Annotated in this window: 21 protein-coding genes; 3 read left to right on the top strand and 18 right to left on the bottom strand. The window is 50.5% G+C overall.

Translation table 11 applies throughout. The features are described from left to right. Positions 1–119 precede the first annotated feature (119 nt). The 15 genes from mtrB to D889_RS0105745 all read right to left on the bottom strand — a co-directional run bounded on the left by mtrB (position 120) and on the right by D889_RS0105745 (position 13,666). Entirely contained in the window at positions 120–350 is a 231-nt protein-coding gene (gene mtrB / locus D889_RS0105670; RefSeq protein ID WP_010631657.1) for a trp RNA-binding attenuation protein MtrB, read from the bottom strand. A 28-nt stretch (positions 351–378) separates the two neighbouring features. Continuing rightward, positions 379–942 carry a GTP cyclohydrolase I FolE gene (folE, locus tag D889_RS0105675; RefSeq protein ID WP_010631656.1) on the bottom strand — a complete coding sequence of 188 codons (564 nt, stop codon included), beginning with the start codon at positions 940–942 and terminating at the stop codon, positions 379–381. 319 nt (positions 943–1,261) lie between these two features. Beyond that, positions 1,262–1,534, bottom strand: coding sequence for an HU family DNA-binding protein (locus tag D889_RS0105680; protein WP_010631655.1), 273 nt, complete (start codon positions 1,532–1,534; stop codon positions 1,262–1,264). 298 nt (positions 1,535–1,832) lie between these two features. After that, positions 1,833–3,320 (bottom strand): stage IV sporulation protein A, encoded by a 1,488-nt coding sequence (gene spoIVA, locus D889_RS0105685; protein ID WP_010631654.1) that lies wholly within the window; start codon positions 3,318–3,320, stop codon positions 1,833–1,835. 367 nt (positions 3,321–3,687) lie between these two features. Continuing rightward, positions 3,688–3,975: a stage VI sporulation protein F gene (locus D889_RS0105695; protein ID WP_345938773.1), complete on the bottom strand. Its 288-nt coding sequence runs from the start codon at positions 3,973–3,975 to the stop codon at positions 3,688–3,690. Between the two features lie 43 nt (positions 3,976–4,018). Beyond that, positions 4,019–5,068 (bottom strand): NAD(P)H-dependent glycerol-3-phosphate dehydrogenase, encoded by a 1,050-nt coding sequence (locus tag D889_RS0105700; protein ID WP_010631652.1) that lies wholly within the window; start codon positions 5,066–5,068, stop codon positions 4,019–4,021. A 29-nt stretch (positions 5,069–5,097) separates the two neighbouring features. After that, on the bottom strand, positions 5,098–5,700 hold the full coding sequence (plsY, locus tag D889_RS0105705) for a glycerol-3-phosphate 1-O-acyltransferase PlsY (RefSeq protein WP_010631651.1): 603 nt from the start codon (positions 5,698–5,700) through the stop codon (positions 5,098–5,100). Positions 5,701–5,715: 15 nt separating this feature from the next. Continuing rightward, positions 5,716–7,032: a ribosome biogenesis GTPase Der gene (der, locus tag D889_RS0105710; RefSeq protein WP_010631650.1), complete on the bottom strand. Its 1,317-nt coding sequence runs from the start codon at positions 7,030–7,032 to the stop codon at positions 5,716–5,718. Positions 7,033–7,236: 204 nt separating this feature from the next. After that, entirely contained in the window at positions 7,237–8,400 is a 1,164-nt protein-coding gene (gene rpsA, locus D889_RS0105715; RefSeq protein ID WP_010631648.1) for a 30S ribosomal protein S1, read from the bottom strand. 87 nt (positions 8,401–8,487) lie between these two features. Beyond that, positions 8,488–9,084, bottom strand: a complete 597-nt coding sequence (locus D889_RS0105720) for a lysophospholipid acyltransferase family protein (RefSeq protein WP_010631647.1) — start codon at positions 9,082–9,084, stop codon at positions 8,488–8,490. Continuing rightward, positions 9,081–9,758, bottom strand: a complete 678-nt coding sequence (gene cmk, locus D889_RS0105725) for a (d)CMP kinase (protein ID WP_010631646.1) — start codon at positions 9,756–9,758, stop codon at positions 9,081–9,083. The genes D889_RS0105720 and cmk overlap by 4 nt, the downstream gene beginning before the upstream one ends. 47 nt (positions 9,759–9,805) lie before the next feature. Then, the gene (locus tag D889_RS0105730; RefSeq protein WP_010631645.1) at positions 9,806–10,492 is read right to left on the bottom strand and encodes a flagellar brake protein; all 687 of its coding nucleotides are present in this window, start codon (positions 10,490–10,492) and stop codon (positions 9,806–9,808) included. 106 nt (positions 10,493–10,598) lie between these two features. Further along, positions 10,599–11,927 carry a germination protein YpeB gene (gene ypeB / locus D889_RS0105735; RefSeq protein WP_010631644.1) on the bottom strand — a complete coding sequence of 443 codons (1,329 nt, stop codon included), beginning with the start codon at positions 11,925–11,927 and terminating at the stop codon, positions 10,599–10,601. 11 nt (positions 11,928–11,938) lie between these two features. Beyond that, a complete protein-coding gene (sleB, locus tag D889_RS0105740) occupies positions 11,939–12,781 on the bottom strand; it encodes a spore cortex-lytic enzyme (protein WP_010631643.1) in 843 nt (280 codons plus the stop codon). A gap of 267 nt (positions 12,782–13,048) precedes the next feature. Beyond that, entirely contained in the window at positions 13,049–13,666 is a 618-nt protein-coding gene (locus D889_RS0105745) for a genetic competence negative regulator (protein ID WP_010631642.1), read from the bottom strand. A 380-nt stretch (positions 13,667–14,046) separates the two neighbouring features. On the opposite strand from D889_RS0105745, the gene D889_RS15380 reads away from it, so the two are divergent. From D889_RS15380 to D889_RS0105755, 3 genes are read left to right on the top strand one after another with little or no spacing between them, the layout of a single operon-like run. Next, the gene (locus tag D889_RS15380; RefSeq protein WP_018962206.1) at positions 14,047–14,283 is read left to right on the top strand and encodes a spore coat associated protein CotJA; all 237 of its coding nucleotides are present in this window, start codon (positions 14,047–14,049) and stop codon (positions 14,281–14,283) included. Next, a complete protein-coding gene (locus D889_RS0105750) occupies positions 14,276–14,545 on the top strand; it encodes a spore coat protein CotJB (RefSeq protein ID WP_010631640.1) in 270 nt (89 codons plus the stop codon). Before D889_RS15380 ends, D889_RS0105750 begins: the two co-directional genes overlap by 8 nt. Before the next feature lie 30 nt (positions 14,546–14,575). Continuing rightward, entirely contained in the window at positions 14,576–15,142 is a 567-nt protein-coding gene (locus tag D889_RS0105755) for a manganese catalase family protein (protein ID WP_010631639.1), read from the top strand. Between the two features lie 65 nt (positions 15,143–15,207). On the opposite strand, the gene D889_RS0105760 is transcribed toward D889_RS0105755, so the two are convergent. The 3 genes from D889_RS0105760 to D889_RS0105770 all read right to left on the bottom strand — a co-directional run bounded on the left by D889_RS0105760 (position 15,208) and on the right by D889_RS0105770 (position 18,342). Further along, a complete protein-coding gene (locus D889_RS0105760; protein WP_010631638.1) occupies positions 15,208–15,654 on the bottom strand; it encodes a DUF2663 family protein in 447 nt (148 codons plus the stop codon). 71 nt (positions 15,655–15,725) lie between these two features. Then, positions 15,726–17,276 (bottom strand): RecQ family ATP-dependent DNA helicase, encoded by a 1,551-nt coding sequence (locus D889_RS0105765; RefSeq protein ID WP_010631637.1) that lies wholly within the window; start codon positions 17,274–17,276, stop codon positions 15,726–15,728. Continuing rightward, on the bottom strand, positions 17,269–18,342 hold the full coding sequence (locus D889_RS0105770) for a YpbB family protein (RefSeq protein WP_010631636.1): 1,074 nt from the start codon (positions 18,340–18,342) through the stop codon (positions 17,269–17,271). The genes D889_RS0105765 and D889_RS0105770 overlap by 8 nt, the downstream gene beginning before the upstream one ends. Between the last annotated feature and the right edge of the window lie 198 nt (positions 18,343–18,540).

Below are 18,540 nucleotides of genomic sequence, written 5' to 3' on the forward strand. Positions count from 1 at the left end.
AAATATTATTGATCAAGGCATTTGCGTCGATCTGTCTTTTGTTTCCCGCTCCATTTTCTGAAGCAGCAAAATCGGTACGCTACCTGAATCAAAGTTTTACTTATAAAAAATGTGTCCTGTCAGCCTGAGATCATCGTACCGTGCTTTGTCTGAATCGTCGCCCGGCCGTGCACCTTGATGGCTGACGTATGTTCGGTAAACTGGGCAATCATGACTTCACCGCGGTCCAGTTTTTCCGTATGGAAGAACCGGGTTTCAGCACCGCGTGTCAGACCGATCACATTCACGCCGTCTTCCTCAGCCTTGATGACAAAATATTCACCTAAAACTTCTTCTCTGTTCACATCCATCGTTCAATCCTGCTTTCCCTGCTAAATTTCAGTGGCTGATCAATGAGAGCGCCTCGGCACGGGCGGTCGGATCCTTCTGAAAAACCCCTCTGACCGCCGACGTAATGGTCTTGGATCCTGGTTTTTTAATCCCCCGCATGGTCATGCACATATGCTCCGCCTCAATGACCACAATCACGCCATAAGGCTTCAGTGTTTCCATAATGCTGTTCGCGACAGTGGTGGTCAGCCGTTCCTGAAGCTGGGGCCTGCGTGCCACAGCTTCCACTGCTCTGGCCAGTTTGCTCAGCCCGGTCACGCGGGCGCCTCTGGGAATATAACCGACGTGGGCCTTGCCAAAGAAGGGGAGAAGATGGTGCTCACACATCGAGTAAAACGGAATATCCTTAACGAGAACAAGCTCTTCGTGATCCTCATCAAAGGTCTTGGCCAGGTATTGCTTCGGATCCTGATCCATTCCCTGGAAGATCTCATCACACATTCTGGCATATCGCTTCGGCGTTTCCCTGATTCCCCTTCGGTCAGGATCCTCGCCAATCGCCTCAAGGATCATTCTTACCGCTTTCTCTATCTTTTCATGGTCTATGCTCACAGCCCTGCCTCCTGTTTTTCCGGAGCTTCCAGCACGCTCCGCCTTGCCTTAATTCATGAGCGGGCCCGCCTGTCACTGTTTCAAGGTGAAAGCAAGTCATCAAAAAAATATGTCCAGAAAAATTCTAGCATAATAAAACTTAAAATGTAAAGAAAGTCCGCCGAATGACCGCTTATGTATTCTGAAATCTTCTTCTGATGTTCAGATCGTCATCTTTTGCACCTGCAGAAAACCGCTCGTTTTTAACATGCAGGATATCAAAGAGAGAGCCATCATCGCGATGGCTCTCTCTTTCTCACGTCCTATGTATCGTTTCAGATCATTGGACGGCTTCTTTTAAAGCCTTGCCAGGCTTGAAAGCAGGAACTTTGCTTGCCTTAATTTCAATTTCTTCGCCTGTTTGCGGATTGCGTCCCTTGCGGGCACTCCTTTCGCGTACTTCAAAGTTGCCGAATCCGATTAATTGAACTTTGTTTCCACTCTTAAGTGCAGTCTCAATCGTTGACAGGACAGAATCAACTGCTTTAGTCGCGTCTTTCTTCGACAGCGCAGCTTCTTCGGCAACGGCAGTAATTAATTCAGTCTTATTCAACTCTTTCACCTCCTTACAAGGGATTGCTCCCTATGTGCTGAAAGAACACCAACAACGCTTATAATATACGATGTGATGGAAGAATTCAACAACTTTAATTAAAATATTACCAATTCAGGACTTTTTAAACCTCCCGGCCGGAAATATTTAAATACTGCCGTCCGCGCCTGTCAAACCGGGCATTTTTCAAGATAATTACCGCCTGTTTTCATAAATCGGCATGCCTCGTTTCTGAACGAATAGAACAAAAAAGGCTCCTCTCCGGAACCTTGTCAAGTGATGCCTATTGTGATTTCTTTTAGAGAATAATAGCGATCAGTCCGCCCGACCCTTCGTTGATGATCCGCTCCAGTGTTTCTTTCAGCTTGTAACGTGCATTTTCCGGCATCAGCGCAAGTTTCGCCGAAATGCCTTCACGCACGATCGAATTCAGGGAGCGGCCGAAAATATCCGAATTCCAGATCGACAGCGGATCGTCTTCGAAATCCTGCATCAGGTAGTGAACGAGTTCCTCACTTTGCTTCTCCGTACCGATGATCGGGGCAAATTCGGATTCGACATCCACCTTGATCATATGAATGGATGGCGCGACCGCTCTGAGCCGTACACCGAATCGCGATCCCTGACGGATGATTTCCGGTTCGTCAAGGCTCATATCGTTGATCGACGGGGCGGCGATTCCGTAGCCCGTCTGTTTAACCATCTTCAAAGCCTCGGCCACCTGATCATATTCGCGCTTGGCATGGGCAAAGTCCTGCATCAGCTGAAGCAGATGGTCTTTACCGCGGATCTCTACGCCGACGATCTCTTTAAGCACCCGATCATAGAGATTATCCGGCGCGAACAGATCAATCTCCGCTGTTCCCTTGCCCATTTCAATTCCGGATAACTGGGCATTTTCGATAAAGTCATAATCCCCGAACAGATCAACGACGTGGTCGACATCCCGGAGCCGCTTGATGTCTTTGACGGTTTCCTTTACCGCATCTTCATAACTCTTACGCAGCCAGTGGCCCTCTTTAAGCACCATCACCCAGCTGGGAAGATTTACGTTGACCTCAAGGACCGGAAATTCAAATAATGTTTCGCGAAGTACGTTGTTGATATCATGTTCCGTCATATTCTCGACGCTTTGCGCAAGAACCGGTATGTCATATTTTTCAGAGAGTTCTTTGCGGAGCGCTTCTGTATCCGGATGATAGGGGTGCGTTGAATTGACAATCAGAATGAACGGCTTTCCGACTTCCTTGAGTTCATCCACGATCCGCTCTTCCGCCTCCAGATAGTCGTCGCGGCCAATATCTCCGATGGATCCGTCCGTTGTGATCACAACACCCAGTGTCGAATGTTCCTGAATTACTTTCCGTGTGCCGATTTCCGCAGCTTCCTGGAAAGGAATCGGTTCATCATACCATGGGGTGTGAACCATCCGGGGACCATTCTCATCCTCAAACCCTTTAGCACCCTTCACAGCGTATCCGACGCAGTCGACCACGCGGATGTTGACCTCAAGGCCTTCTTCGACTTTAACAGATACGGCATGGTTCGGAACAAATTTCGGCTCGGTCGTCATAATCTGCCGTCCCGCCGCGCTTTGCGGCAATTCATCCTGTGCCCGTACCCGGTCGGCTTCATTTTCAATGTTCGGCAGCACGACCAGTTCCATAAATTTTTTAATAAAGGTCGACTTTCCTGTCCGGACTGCTCCGACAACGCCAAGATAAATATCTCCGCCAGTTCGTTCCGCAATGTCCTTAAAAATATCCACCCGCTCTAACTTTTCCAAAGTTTGCACCCTCCCGCTCCTCCTCCTGTAGACGAAACCCGGTGATTGTTCTATCCATATGACTTTGTCCACCAAATATGATAAAAATCTGGCCGGACCGGGTTGGCCAGTCTGATCAGGTTGCTGTTTGCCTGTCTCAGGCTGCCGCTCCCTATAAGTTATTGTCTCAGGGTGAAAATATGACACTTTCACGCCGGAAAAAGGGATCGGGATGGAAATCAGGCGAAAAAAAAGGCGGGAGGAAACGAATGAACCGTTTCCTCCCGCTTTGACTAAGCCTTCAACGCCACACAGCTCTCTTGGATGGTTGACGCATATTATAAAGTATGCGGACTTCAGAACAGTTGCCGATGGCGGCAGCCTATCCTCAAGGCTTCTGGCCGAACATTTTTGACAAAGAAGATAAATTGCCGGGAACATTACCAGATGTAATCGCTTTAACCAGCGCTTCTTCTTTCTCTTTAGATACCGGCACGCCTGCGGTACGGCCGATACGCGCAATTAACTGCCGGACGACTTCAGGATTGCTGAAATCAGCGTTTGAGACAGAATCAGCGATCGAATAAATATCTTCTTTTTTCATCTGTGTCTTTTTTTCGATATTATCGAAAAAAGGATTACTGGCATTCATGGGCGCCCTCCTTTGTGACTGCATTCTTTACAGTGTATGCAGGCACAAGAAAGCGGTGCTCAGGGAATCAGGAATCTGCGTGGTTCATCCGGTCTGTCAGGCTTTCGGTCAGTGCCGCGATTTCATCCTTCTTGTCACGGCCCATGAGCTCATCTACGGCGTCTTTCGGATGTTTTCCGTCAAACAGAACATGATAGATGGCTTCTGTAATCGGCATCTCAACGTGTTCCTTTTTCGCCAGTGCATAAGCCGCTTCAGCAGTCCGGACACCTTCGACAATCATGCCCATATGTTCCAGAACATCGTCAAGCTTTTTCCCTTTGCCGAGCATATTGCCGGCGCGCCAGTTTCTGCTATGGACACTTGTACAGGTCACGATCAGGTCGCCCATTCCGGTCAGACCGATAAACGTCAGCGGATGAGCACCCAGCTTCGCGCCGAGGCGAGAAATTTCAGCCAGACCGCGGGTGATCAGTGCTGCCTTTGCATTGTCGCCATAGCCAAGGCCGTCGGAAATGCCGGCACCCAAAGCGATGATATTTTTCAAAGCACCGCCGATTTCTACACCGACGACATCTTCATTTGTATAAACACGAAAATAATGATTAAAGAACAGATCCTGGACCTTTTTTGCCGCTTCCTGATCATCCGAGGCGACGGCAACGGTTGTCGGGTGGCGCAGGGATACCTCTTCGGCATGGCTCGGCCCGGACAGAACAACTACCGCGGTGCGCAGGGACTCCGGTATTTCTTCCTGAATCACTTCAGACATCCGCTTGAACGTTCTCGGCTCAATACCTTTGATACCATGAACAAACAGCACCGGCTTCGTCAGATAGTCGCGTATATGTCCCAGAACTTCGCGCAATGCTTTGGCCGGTACAACCAGCATAATTGCATCAGTTCCCTTCAGTGCTTCTTCAAGGCTGGATGTTCCAATGACGCTTTCCGGAAGCAGCACACCCGGGAGATAGCGCGTATTCGTATGAGCTGTGCGAATCTCCTCCGCCTGATCCTCCCGGTGACTCCAGAGACTCACCGTATTGCCGTTATCCGCCAGCACCATTGACAGTGCTGTACCCCAGCTTCCGGCGCCGATGACAGTAATCTTTTTCAATTTATTGCCTCCCTTCTATTTTCTTCCGTTCAGATTGCTTTCTTTGATTTTCCGAGTTTGTTTTCATTGCCATGTACGAGCCGGACAATGTTTGTCCGGTGCTGATAAAAGGCCAGTGCAGTTATCAGAAATGCGGGAACCAGAACCGGCCACGATCCTTTGCTGATCAGCCAGGCAAATACCGGCGAGAAGAGCAGAAAGATCAAAGAACCAAGCGACACATACCGGGTCATGACGATCAAAAGAATGGCGATCACTCCGGCAAGTAATGCGTCAAGAGGGAAAATCATCAGGAACACGCCGATCGTCGTCGCGACCCCCTTGCCCCCCTTGAAGCCAAAATAAACAGGGAAATCATGGCCGATAATCGCACATAACCCTGAAGTTACAACAGCCCAGTCCGCCAGGCCGACTGTCCGGGCGAGCAGAATGCAGACAACGCCCTTTAATACATCGAGCAGCAGGACACCGACGGCCCAGCCGGTTCCCAGCACACGCTGCGTATTTGTCGCCCCGGCATTTCCGCTTCCCGTTTTCCGGATATCAATTTTTTTAATCTTTTTGGTGATCAGATAACTGAAACTGATCGAGCCAATCAAATAGGATAAAACAAAAACAACGAACGCCAACACCTGTACGGCACCCTCTTATTTTTCATTTTTTTTCCGTGATAAAATGCGAATCGGCGTACCGACAAATCCGAAAGTTTCACGAAACCGATTTTCAAGATGCCGGACATAGGAAAAATGGAGCAAGTCCGGATCATTGACAAACAGTACAAATACAGGAGGCCGGACGGCAACCTGTGCCGTGTAATAAATCTTCAGCCTTTTCCCCTTATCGGACGGCGGCGGTGTCATCGCCACGGTATCCATGACGCAATCGTTCAATATGCTCGTCTGAATCCGCAGGCTGTGGTTTTCAGCAACCTGACGGATCACCGGGAGCAGCTGCGGAACTCGCTTCCCGGTCAGGGCCGACAAAAAGATGATCGGAGCATAGCTGAGGAACTGGAATTCATCACGGATCTTCTTCCGGAACCGGTCCTGTGTTTTATCATCCTTGGCGACGGCGTCCCATTTATTCACCGCAATGATCATGCCTCGTCCGGCATCGTGCGCATAACCGGCTATTTTTTTATCCTGCTCGATGATCCCTTCCTCACCATCGATCACAAGGACGACAACATCTGATTCTTCGATGGCATGCTGGGCCCGCAGAACGCTGTATTTCTCTGTTTTTTCATAGACTCTGCCGCGTCGGCGAATGCCGGCCGTGTCGACAATAATGAAATCCTGACCGTCTCTTGAGAATTCCGAGTCAATCGCGTCCCTGGTCGTTCCGGCAATATCGCTGACAATGACCCGCTCTTTACCGAGAATGGCATTCGTCAGTGAAGACTTGCCGACATTTGGCCGGCCGATCAGGGCAAAACGGATGGCATCGCTCTGCTCCGACCTTTCGGCTGCTTCCGGGAACCGCTCAATCACCGCATCGAGAAGATCCCCCAAACCCATCCCGTGTGCGCCCGACAACGGCAGCGGGTCGCCCAGACCCAGTGTATAGAACTCATAAACCAAATTCCTCTGGGCGTAATTATCCAGCTTATTCACGCCGACGACAACCGGTTTCCCTGAGCGGCGCAGAATCTGTGCCACCTGTTCGTCAGCATCGGTCATTCCCGTTCTGCCATCCACAAGAAATACAATAACGTCTGATTCATCGACCGCGATTTCTGCCTGAGCACGCATCTGGCCGAGCAGCGGTTCATCGCCGATTTCAATACCGCCTGTATCAATCACATGAAATTCATGATTCAGCCATTCTCCGTTCCCATAGAGCCGGTCACGGGTCACTCCTGGCTTGTCCTCAACAATTGCCGTACGGCCCCCGACGATTCTGTTGAACACCGTCGACTTGCCTACATTCGGCCTGCCAACGATGGCCACTGTTGGTTTTGACATATTATTCCTCCATAATGTTTCAAAAAAGAAACCTTTCCATCAGGAAAAGTTCGTATCAGGATGTATTATTTTCTGCGTCCCGCCTGTTTATCTTATCAGAAAGGCAAATGATCCTCAAACCGTCCAGAACATTTACGCGAAAAAAGCAGAAAAAGCGGGAACCGGAAACAATGCGTTCCCGATTCCCGTTCTTCTCATGTTTCCTTACTTTAATTTTTTCAGCTGATCACCGATCATATCACCAAGAGAGAAACCGGAAGCGTCATCATCTGAAGTGGCTTTGGCAATATCCCTTGCCGAGGCCGACTTCGACTGAGACGGCTGCTCGTTTTCCAGCGCCTTAATACTGAGCGAAACACGCTGATCCTGGAAATTAACATCAAGCACTTTGACCTTAATAACTTGACCTTCAGACAATACTTCTTCAGGTGTACCGATATGTTCGTGAGAAATCTCGGAGATGTGAACCAGTCCTTCAACACCAGGAAGAAGTTCAACAAATGCGCCGAACGGTACGAGCCGTTTCACTGTTCCCTGAAGCGCATCGCCCTGATGGATCTTATCCTTCGCCGTCTCCCATGGTCCCGGCTGTGTTGCTTTAATTGAAAGCGAAATACGCTCACTTTCCGGATCAACGGACAAGACTTTGACCTTGACCTTGTCGCCTTCTGAAACAACTTCCGAAGGCGTCTCGACGTGATAGTGTGCGAGCTGTGAAATATGAACCAGTCCGTCCACGCCGCCAATATCAACGAATGCGCCGAAGTCGGTCAGGCGCTGTACGGTGCCTTCGATCACGTCGCCTTCCTTAATTGATGCGAGCGTTTCTGCTTTCTTCTTGTCTGCCTCTTCATCAAGCACAGCACGATGCGAAAGAATCACCTTGCGTTTCTCACGGTCCAGTTCAACGATCTTGACATCCAGCGGCTTGCCCTTATAATCGCTGAAATCCTCAACAAAATGCCGTTCGACCAGCGAAGCCGGAATAAATCCGCGCACCCCGAGATCTACAACCAGTCCGCCTTTGACAACATCGGCAATCTCCACGGAGAACGTCTCTTTGTTCTTGTATTTCTCTTCCAGATCATCCCATGCTTTATCTGCGTCGACTTCACGCTTGGACAATACGAGTTCGTCATCTTCCATTTTTGTGATCTTTACCGTGATATCGTCGCCTTCATGCAGCAGGTCCGAAACCTTTTCAACATGCAGACTGGAAAGTTCACTGATCGGAAGAATACCATCAACTTTATATCCAACATCGACTAATGCATGTTTTTCTTCTACTTTCGTAACTTTGCCGTTGACCACATCGCCAACGTTTAACGCTTTAATAGATGCCATTTCTTTTTTAAAATCTTCAACCATTCTCCGGGACCTCCTTAAGATAAACCCAACACGCAATCTCCTATCACTAACTTCTTACAATTGGCGTGTTTTGTCAAGCAGATGGACTTACGGACGCTTGAGTGACGCATGCGCATCCAGAAGCATCTGAATATGTGACATAATCACTGCACTGACCTCAATCGGCCTGAGCGATTGTTCCTTCAACACTCTGATATTCACCGGAGTACCGAAAACCACGGTCATCCGTCTTCTGAATTTATAGCGGCCGATGATGGCGCAGGGGATGATGACCGCATTCGTATGAAGTGCGAAAAATCCCGCTCCGGCCAGACCTTTGCGGAGTTTCGAACCAGAATTCCGGTGTCCTTCGGGAAAGATCAGAAGCGCGTGCCCGTCGTTCAGCAAATGCATGGCCAGACGGATGGCTCCTCTGTCACCGGTACCCCTCTTGATCGGAAAAGCATTCAGATGGCGGAGCAGCGTCTTCAGCAAGGGAACACGGAATAATTCTTCTTTGGCGATAAAACTCAGCTTACGGCGCATCGAGATGCCCACAAATGGCGGATCAAAATTCGAAAGATGATTACAGCAGATCAGTACCCCGCCTGATTCAGGTATATTTTCTGCGCCTTCCACAGTGATCGGGAACAGAATCCGATAAAACCATTTTACGATCGGCTTGCCGAATGCATAGAGATTCAACGGAAACGCCTCTTAGTGACAATGTCCAGAATCTTGTCCACAACCTCATCAATCGTCAGTGACGTCGTATCCACTTCGATGGCGTCTTCCGCTTTGACAAGCGGCGAAACGGCGCGTTCCATGTCTTTTCGGTCACGCAGAGCGATCGCGTTCCGCAGCGATTCCATTGACGGATGCCTGCCCTTCTGCTCTTCCTCTCTGAACCGCCGGACGGCACGCTCGTCAACTGATGCCCTGAGAAAGATCTTCACCTGTGCGGACGGCAGAACATGTGTCCCGATGTCCCGACCGTCCATGACGACGTCACAGCTTTCAGCCAATACCCGCTGACGCCTGACCATCTCTTTCCGGACCTCGCCGAATGAAGAAACAAGGGAGACGTGCGCCGATACCTCAGGATAACGAATCGGTTCCGTGACGTCCTCCCCGTCGACAAAAACTTTCTGACCGTTTTCGCCATACTCAAGACGAATGTCGGTCTTTTCAAGGAGCGACGCCAGACCGGCGCCGTCGTTCAAATCCTTATTCTCTTTTTGCGCTTTATAAGTCAGCGAACGGTACATTGCCCCCGTATCGATATAAACGAAGCCCAGCTTCTTAGAAAGAATCTTAGCGACGGTGCTTTTCCCTGCAGCCGCCGGTCCGTCGATCGCAATCTGAAAAAAACGTTCCATGTACATCGTCTCTCCAATCCCTGCATGATCATCGAATCCACGCTGCGTCAGCGGCGGCGGTGATCCATCTCCCATTGTAAAATTCTTCTCCGGCTTGCCAACTGCTTATCAAAGCAGAAACGGATAATCGGCTGGCGTGCCGACTCGTTCTCCAGTTTGAATGCAATCGATGCCTTGTTCTTGTGTGTGAACTTGTCCGCAAATACACGGACGATCTTTCCGTTAAGCGACAGATAATGGTATGTTCCTGTGCTCAGATGAATACACAGCCAGATCACGACCGGTGTTTCCGGCGGCAGGGACACGTTGTCCGGAAGGTTAACCAGCACGCCCCCGCCGCTGATATCCGTTGTAAGCGTGACAAAGGGGCTGAAGCGCTCATCCGCCGGGTGCACCGCGATATCGAGGTTCGCATCAACGCGCACATAATTTCTGCGCTGAACCTGTTCCAGACTCTCTTCCCCGTCATAGCGCAGCAGCATCATCGGTATCCGGCCCGGGACACGCCGCACGAACTGTACTCTGAAATGAAAGACATGATTTTCTGCAATATAGTTGGCCATGAACAGCGTATCGTTCAGAAGCAGCGCTGTTTTCCCCGTTCGTTCATCGATCGGGTAGTCAATCAGTATCTGATTTTCTTTCAGATCGGCAATCCGGCAGCGAAACCGTTCGGTCATCCCGCTCTCTCCGCTTCTCTCCAGGATCAGATTCTCCCCTGCCCTTAAGATCATGCCTCAGCCTCCGGTCATATTCTGATTGCACCGCACACGTCCGGCGCAATCCATTACATCAAAAATATTATACATGAAAACGGGGCGAGAAAACATGCTCCCCCGTCTAATTTCCCACCAGCTCCATTTTTTCCTGATCGCCATTCGCTGCATTGAGCAGCATCCGGTAGGTTTTCTCACCCTTTGTAACAAACAGCTCGTAGCAAAGAATATTATCCAGCGATCCATTTTGAATCACAGCCAGATTGACCTCCCTGACTTTCAGATCTTTATTGATCTGTGACCGGACAGATTTTTCCGACACTTTAGGGACAAGCGGAATCTTTTCACATTTATGGAACAGATAATTCATTTGATCAAATGCGATGATCTGTCCATTATCCATAGCAACCTTTAATTTAATTGAAGCCGGATAAATCCGGACATTTTTAATCTGCCGGACATACGTCAGAACGGCCACATTCTGATATTGATTCCGTTTGGTGAGGGTCAGGTTATGAAAACCTCTTTCCCGCAGAAACCGGTCCGCCTTTTCCGTTGCCTGGCCCAGGCTGATCTCTTCCTTGTGAACCGGCCGGTTGATCATGTACCAGAGCACGTGACCGCCCTTTTTCGACACGGAGCCTGCGGTCACAGGCCCTCCGTCCGCTTTGACCGACAGTTCATAACTCTGTTCATGCGAACCCCTGCCGCTCTCTTTAATCTGCCGCAGGGCAGCGTTCCTGACACCGATCATGGCTTTCAGTTTGCCGGCCGCCTGCTCCTTGCTGATCTGCGCACCGGTCAGTTTATTCAGCTTGTTCTTTTGCAGCGCCATATTGCGTGGATTTTCCGGGCTGAAATCCTGAGTATAATCGGTTGCCTGAATGTTAATCTGTTTCATCCCGTCGATAACCTGATTGTCCTGATTCTGTTTTTGCCCGTTCAGTGCGGTTTCGACATCCATCCACTTCAGATGGCGCGTCATGATCGTCCCCTGAACCTCTCTCAGCCCGTCGCTGATTTTCTCTGACTCACGATATAATGTCTGCAGCGTATGGTACTCGTGATCGGTCAGCGGCCGTGATGAAGCCGGCTTGACTGCCGACTGATAGGTGAATTCACCGACATGTGCCAGGAATTCATTCGCGCGGTTAAACGGAAGCAGCGTCAGGGGGAGTTCATTCGCCGCCGCATGGGCCAGCGTGCTCAGCCGCCATGATTCCGCCAGCTGGGGCCGCATCCCATTTCTCGACTGCATGGCCAGGGAAACACCCAGCGCATTCTGAAGGGCGTCAACATAATAGGTCAGTTCGTGATACGCCTGCTGATAATGATTTTCCGCATGAATCGTCACGGCATTGCGCATCCGGTGTTCCTGCCAGCCCCAGGCAGCGAGAATCACCAGTGCGGCAGCAGCAGTAATCATCAGCGCGTATGTTCTCCATCTTTTCATGCTCCTGCCTCCTATTTACAGAAAATGTGTTTGCCAATCTTCTGGATTTGCGGCCGTGACCAGATCCATGCAGACGTCGCCGTATCCGGATTAAAATAATATAAAGCACCTTGAGACGGATCCCATCCGTTGATGGCATCCATCACCGCCCTTCTCGCCGTTTCATTCGGTGTCAGCCAGATCTGTCCGTCTGAGACGGCCGTAAATGCACCCGGCTGGAAGATGACATCCGAGATGGTATTCGGAAAGCGCGGATCGGCAACCCGGTTAATGATGACCGACGATACGGCGACCTGGCCGATATACGGCTCTCCTCTTGATTCGCCGTAAACGGCGTTGGCCATGAGATTGATATCCGCTTTCGAATAGCCCTGTGGCAGATTATCAATCGTATACTTGCTTTTTGCCGGCTTGCCCTGCGACTGTGCCGCAGGGGCCTTGCCCTTTGGAATACCGGAGTCCGTCTTTTGATCTGAAGAAGTCCTGCCTGCGTGTCCGTAGTAAGTGAACGGTTTTCCTTCCTGCAATTTCTGATAAACGTAATTCCTGTCAAATTGCGAAGCGCGGATCAGCTTTTGCCGGGTTGCAGAACCCGCCTGGCCGTCCACCTTAAGCCCGAACTTCTCCTGAAAATCACGAAGCGCCCAATAGGTTCCGTATCCGAAAATCCCGTCTATTCTTCCTTTAAAGTACCCGCAGTACTGGAGCCTCGCCTGCAATTCAATGACGTCGTCCCCAGTAGCGCCTCTGACAATCACCTGACCTGAGAAGGCGGACACTTCGTCCGGCGCAGCCGCCTCAATGAGACAAACAAGGACGATCGCAGCAAAGAGATAAAGCAGCCGTTTGAACACGATTCATTTCCTCCCCGGAATTTTTACCGTCTGAAAGGTGAGTTTCCGATTCACGGTCGTTTTCTGAAAATCACTTATAGATTGCCAATATAGCCCGGGAATATACTGTATCGGCGAAAAAGTCGCAGAAAAAAAGGACAGAAAGGATCATTCCCTTCTGTCCTTAAAAAAACATTCACTTTGCTGCCATAAAATTGATGACCCGATCATAGACTGAAAGCAAACAAAGCAGAGAGCCCCGGGGCATTGCACAAGACGATTCTCCCGTTATGCTTCCGGATGATGAAGAAAATATTTTAAAATTTGGGCAACCGCGTTGTCGCGAATCAGACACTTTCCATACTCTTCCAGGCGATAGATCGTCATCGTCGATGTACTGCCGAATTCGGCCAGTAATGAGATGAGCGTTTCAAGATCTGTGCCTTCCGGGAGTTTGTCTTCATCAAAATACAGATAATATTTATGGTCAAGCAGATACAGACTGCCGTTCATGATATTGAGTTCTTTCAACGTCGCGCTCAGGGTGATGATATCTTCAAACTGGCTGAACTGATATAAAACATCCTGGCTCTCATCCATCGTGACCTGCATCTGTATAAAGTCATCGTCGTACTCCTCATCGTCGTCGTCCTGATCATGATCGGATCTGCCTCTGGAAACGATGACCACCATCCCCTGGGCAGGAAGTGAAAAGATCTCAACATCTATCGGGCCGTTCGCCTCGAATCCGAGCTCGTCGTCTGCCTCAAGCATCATGTCACGAAAAAGCTGCTCCACTCTTGGCAAGTCGTGCCACATATCTTCTTTCGTAATGCCACGTTCTTTAAGATCATCAAAGGTCAGGAAAATTTTGATCCTGTCCCCGTTCAAACGCTCCAATCGCATCGCAAAACGCCCTCCCCGCCATGAGCCCTGTCTCTCTGAAACCCCGCAGACCCTTTTCCTATATTATTATGACCATCGCAGGTTTTCGGTGTCTCACGGTTCGCTGAATTTCCACACAGAATCAGAGGACGGCAGATTTGTGTAAATGCTACTTAAGCGTAGTATACAACGCAAAAGCAAAAAAGTACATGCTTTACGGTACAATCTGTATCCGCCTTCATGACTCATGGCGGATCAGCGCCATGGTGCGTTTCGACAGTATGTACCGCATCTGTTGCCTTCATTCTTTTCCCGTCAAAACCGGACTGATATGTCATAGGGACAGTCCCTGGCTGCATATAAAAAGTGATGTTTAACCCAAAAGAAATGTGGTGACGTTCTTGGCGACAAGCAGAAAATGGTTCGTACCTTACGTCGGAAGACATGACCCCTGTCCACCGTTGACACCGGTCAGTTACGAAACACCGGTACAGCTCTATCTCGGTTTCCAGCCAGAGGGTCTGCGCCAGTTTGCACCGGCAGAGGCTCTGAGAATGGGTACACTCTGGCCGGACCTCTACTCCCCTTATGTCAATCCTTACCTGCATTTAAAAAGGGAGGCCGGATCCAATGGATGAACGCAAACCGATGCCGGAGCAATATGATACCGATCTGAAAGCGATTCAGGCCATTGATTTTACACTTGTGGAGCTGACCCTGTACCTGGATACCCATCCGAACGATCTGAATGCACTGAAACAATTCAACTCAACAGCGCAGAAAAGTGCCGAACTGCACGAGGCCTTTGAACGCCGCTATGGCCCGCTTCGCCAGTTCGGACAAAGTTTTTCAGCGTATCCCTGGCAATGGATTGAAACCCCGTGGCCCTGGCAGGTCTGAATCGATGAATCATAAAGGAGCGGTTGCTTCATGTGGTATTACGAGAAAAAGCTTCAGTATCCGGTCAGAGTCAGTATGTGCCAACCGAAACTGGCTAAATACCTGATTGAACAGTATGGCGGTGATGACGGAGAACTGGCGGCGGCACTTCGTTATCTGAACCAGCGCTACACGATTCCCGACAAAGTCATCGGCCTGCTTAACGATATCGGCACAGAAGAGTTTGCCCATCTGGAAATGATTGCCACAATGGTCTACAAACTCACAAAAGACGCGACCCCGGATCAGCTGAAAGCAGCCGGTCTCGGTGCCCGCTACGCCAATCATGGTAAATCCCTTTTCTATGAAAATGCCAGCGGTCAGGCATTCCGAATGGGTATTCAGTCCAAAGGGGATCCGATTGCGGACCTTTACGAGGATATCGCCGCAGAAGAAAAAGCAAGAGCCACCTACCAGTGGCTGATTAATCTCTCAGACGATCCCGGTCTGAATGATGCACTCGGCTTCCTCCGTGAACGTGAAATTGTTCATTCCCAGCGATTCCGGGAAGCCGTCGAATTGCTCAAGGAAGATCAGCAGATGAAGAAAGTATTTTGAGTCAGTCATGTGTCGGCCCTGATTCAGGCTGACACTTTTTGTTTCTTCTCTTTTTAAGGATTCATTCATTTATAAAAAAGATTAATGTCTTTCTCATGGAGAAGTTCATGCATGACCGCCGCGCGCAACCGTCCGTCAGGTTCTTTCGGCCATAACTCCGAAGCCCTGTCGATGACTTGTGCTCTCAGTTCGTCAAAATCATCCTCGGCATCCGTCGTCTCGCGCTGCATTTTCAGATAGAAATAAGAAAAGGCCGCAATGCTCCCGCCTGCAAGCCAGATCACCGGCAGACGGAGTATCTGGATCAGGTCATGCAGTGACGACGGTATACGGACGTTGAAGAAGAAGAAACAGGCAGCAGGCAGGAGAACGGCGGCAATGAGCACGATGCCGGTGGCCGTCCTTTTTCGCTTCAGACGGTCGGCCTGATTTTTTCGTGCAATCAGTTCCCGGAGTATTTCATAGGTCATTTCGGAAAGGGTTTCATTTTCCCTGTAATCTTCCAGAGTCACATGTTTCACCCCCTGGAAACAAGCTATGCGGCAAAAACTCAGAATAGGCCGGTATCCACAAAAAGCCCGCGTTATTTCTCAGTCAGGAGCAATGCCGTCAGCCTTCTTCTCCAGTCGAATGCCACGTGTGATTTGCGGTTCGTCTGCCGTTCATTCGCAAAATCGCTGATACTGATGCCGCAGCGGTCACAACAATGAGCTGGTTTCCGGGTTAATTTTTCATCAAAAAATTCCAGACAGGCCTCTCTGCGGCAACGTTTCGTGTGAATCCATGCCTTCATATGTTCCAGATCGCCGAACTGGGTCTGCTTTCTCTCATGTACGGCCCTGAGGACTTTTTGAAGGGCAGCGGTGGCGGAAATCCCCGGCGGCAGTTCCTGCAGCTGATCTGTCAGAAAACGTGCCGCGGTTTCGCCGGCACCCGACTGCATCAGTGCCCCCCTGAAAGCATTCGGCTGTTTTCCAGGGTCAAGGAGGCCGCGGCTGATCCAGCCGAGTGCCAGCCGCATCAGCGGTTCAGAAGGATAGTTCGCCTCAATCAGTGAAACCGGCAGCAGATCATCCTCCGGCGCATGAAGCAGAACAGCCAGTCCTGGCCCGCCGTCCCGTGCCGCACGGCCGATTTCTTGCAAATACGCATTCAGGTTTGCCGGGTACTGATAGTGGACAACAAGGCGGATGTCCGGTTTGTTGATGCCCATACCAAATGCACTGGTACAGCAGAGCACGTCCAGACTGCCCTCCAGAAACTGATTTTGAATTTTTCTGCGGTCTTCCGGATACATGCCGCCGTGGTAATAGGCCGTCCTCAGATGAAGCTTTGCGCCAATGAGATCTGCCAGCTGCATGGTCAGTACTCGGCCCGAACAGTACACAATACCGGGAAGGCGTACGGTATGGAGCAGGCCAAGCAGCTCTTTTGTCTTTTCCGGCACATTCTCCGTTTCGATCACACTCATGGCAATATTCGGACGATCGACGCCCATCATGATGTGACAGGCATCCTTAAGATGCAGATAGTGAAGGATGTCTTCTTTCACGCGCTGGTCGGCTGTTGCGGTCAGGGCAAGGCAGACCGGATGATTCAGCTGTTCCCGGATCCCGGCGAGATGCAGATAATCCGGCCTGAATTCATGTCCCCACTGAGACACGCAGTGTGCCTCGTCGATCACAAACAGGGCCACTGAAACGCGCGTCAGTGCATCAATGACACGGGGCCGGCGCAGCATCTCCGGCGAGAGGTATAAGAAGCGGAGACTGCCGAGCTGCCCGAGGATACGTTTCTGCTCCTGCGGGTGAACCATACTGTTTAAAGCACGCACCCGCGTCTCGCCGATTTCCCTCAGCGCATGGGTCTGATCCTCCATCAATGAGATCAGCGGGGAGACAATCACGACAAGGCCATCAAGGATATAGCCGGGTATCTCATAACACAGAGATTTGCCTCCGCCGGTCGGCAGCATTGCGAAAACATCGCTCCCCTGCAGTAAACTGCTGATGATCTCCTTCTGGCCTTCTCTGAACGAAGGATAATGAAACCGGCTGCGCAGGACTGCCTCGGCCCGGATCATCGCGTCATCGGATGAACCGCCGTCCTTCTTCATCTTGTTCCGATCAACCATGTGCGGGCCCCTCCTTACAAACAGCATCCTTTGCCAGTGCCAGCCTGATCTGAAAATAATCTGCCCGATTCCCCAGTGCGGTCCGAATCGGCTTGAGCTGCCGGGTCCCGATCCGGCGTGCCGTTTCGGTAATCTTCTTTTCAAGAGAGGGCGTCAGGTAACCGGTAATATTAAAGTCGGGTTCGGTCAGCGTGATTTCAACGATATGGTCCTCAATGGTCCCTCTGGACAGGTGCCTCAGGCGGACAAGCTCATCAAGACTCTTCCCGCTCTGAAGCTGTGTATACGTCACGCGGGCGGACTGTGACAGACGGCTTCTTCTCGCCGGAAGAAGCGCCGCCAGGCTCGGAAATCGGCCGGGCTCTCCGGAAATGGACTGCATCATCTGCCGGAGTGCGGCTTTTTCGATCGTCTTGCAAAAAAAGACGTCCTGGTTCACAGATTCACCCGCCTGTTCGGTCGTCAGCCCGGCTGTCTGATAACCGCTGAACTGACTTGTCAGCAGATCTGCCGCCGGCTCGGGAAGATCTGCGAGCAGACCGGAAAGCTCATTCAGAATAGCGTTCGCCAGTGTCTCAATTCTGCCGGCCGAATAGAAGATCATCCGCCGGACGGTTTCAGTCACCGCCGGTTTTCCGGTGACGGGCAGATAGGAACGGGAATGGTGAACGTGTTCAGACAGCGCCTGGACGATCAGCTGCAGGCTCAGCCAGAAATCCGTTTCTGATTTCACAAAACCGGTATATTTCAGCGATTCGGGAAAAGAAAAGACAGCTGACAGTTTTGTTAATGCTTTTTCCCCTGATTCAGTGAGCACGTAATGGTCGGCAGCCGGTTTTTTTGGCATGATCCACCGCTTCGTCCGGCAGTCCTCAGCCAATATGGCAAAGCGCTCTCTGGAGACGGTATCGTAGACATGGTACAGTGCGTCCGTGTGAAACAGCATACTGTCCTGAATCGTCTGGATCGACTGCCTGCCGCGAAGCATATGAATGATTCCCGAAAGAGACCGCTCCCCGTTTATCCGGCCGATCATCGAAAGCATAAGAAAACTGCCAAATGACATGGTTCCAACTCCGATCTTTCTTTTGGCCCGTTAACGGTTTTCCGTTTCAGGTGCCCGCTTACCGATAACGGTACTCCGCGCTGCAGGGACAGCCGGGTCTTCGATTCGATAAAATTCCGGCGCAAAATTCGACATTCGGTCACTTCTGCAAGCCGGATCCGGTTGAAAAACGATCAGGCGTTTCTTAAAATGTGAAGT

Origin of the sequence: Sporolactobacillus vineae DSM 21990 = SL153 (genome assembly GCF_000377985.1) — a bacterium.
GTDB lineage: Bacteria > Bacillota > Bacilli > Bacillales > Sporolactobacillaceae > Sporolactobacillus > Sporolactobacillus vineae.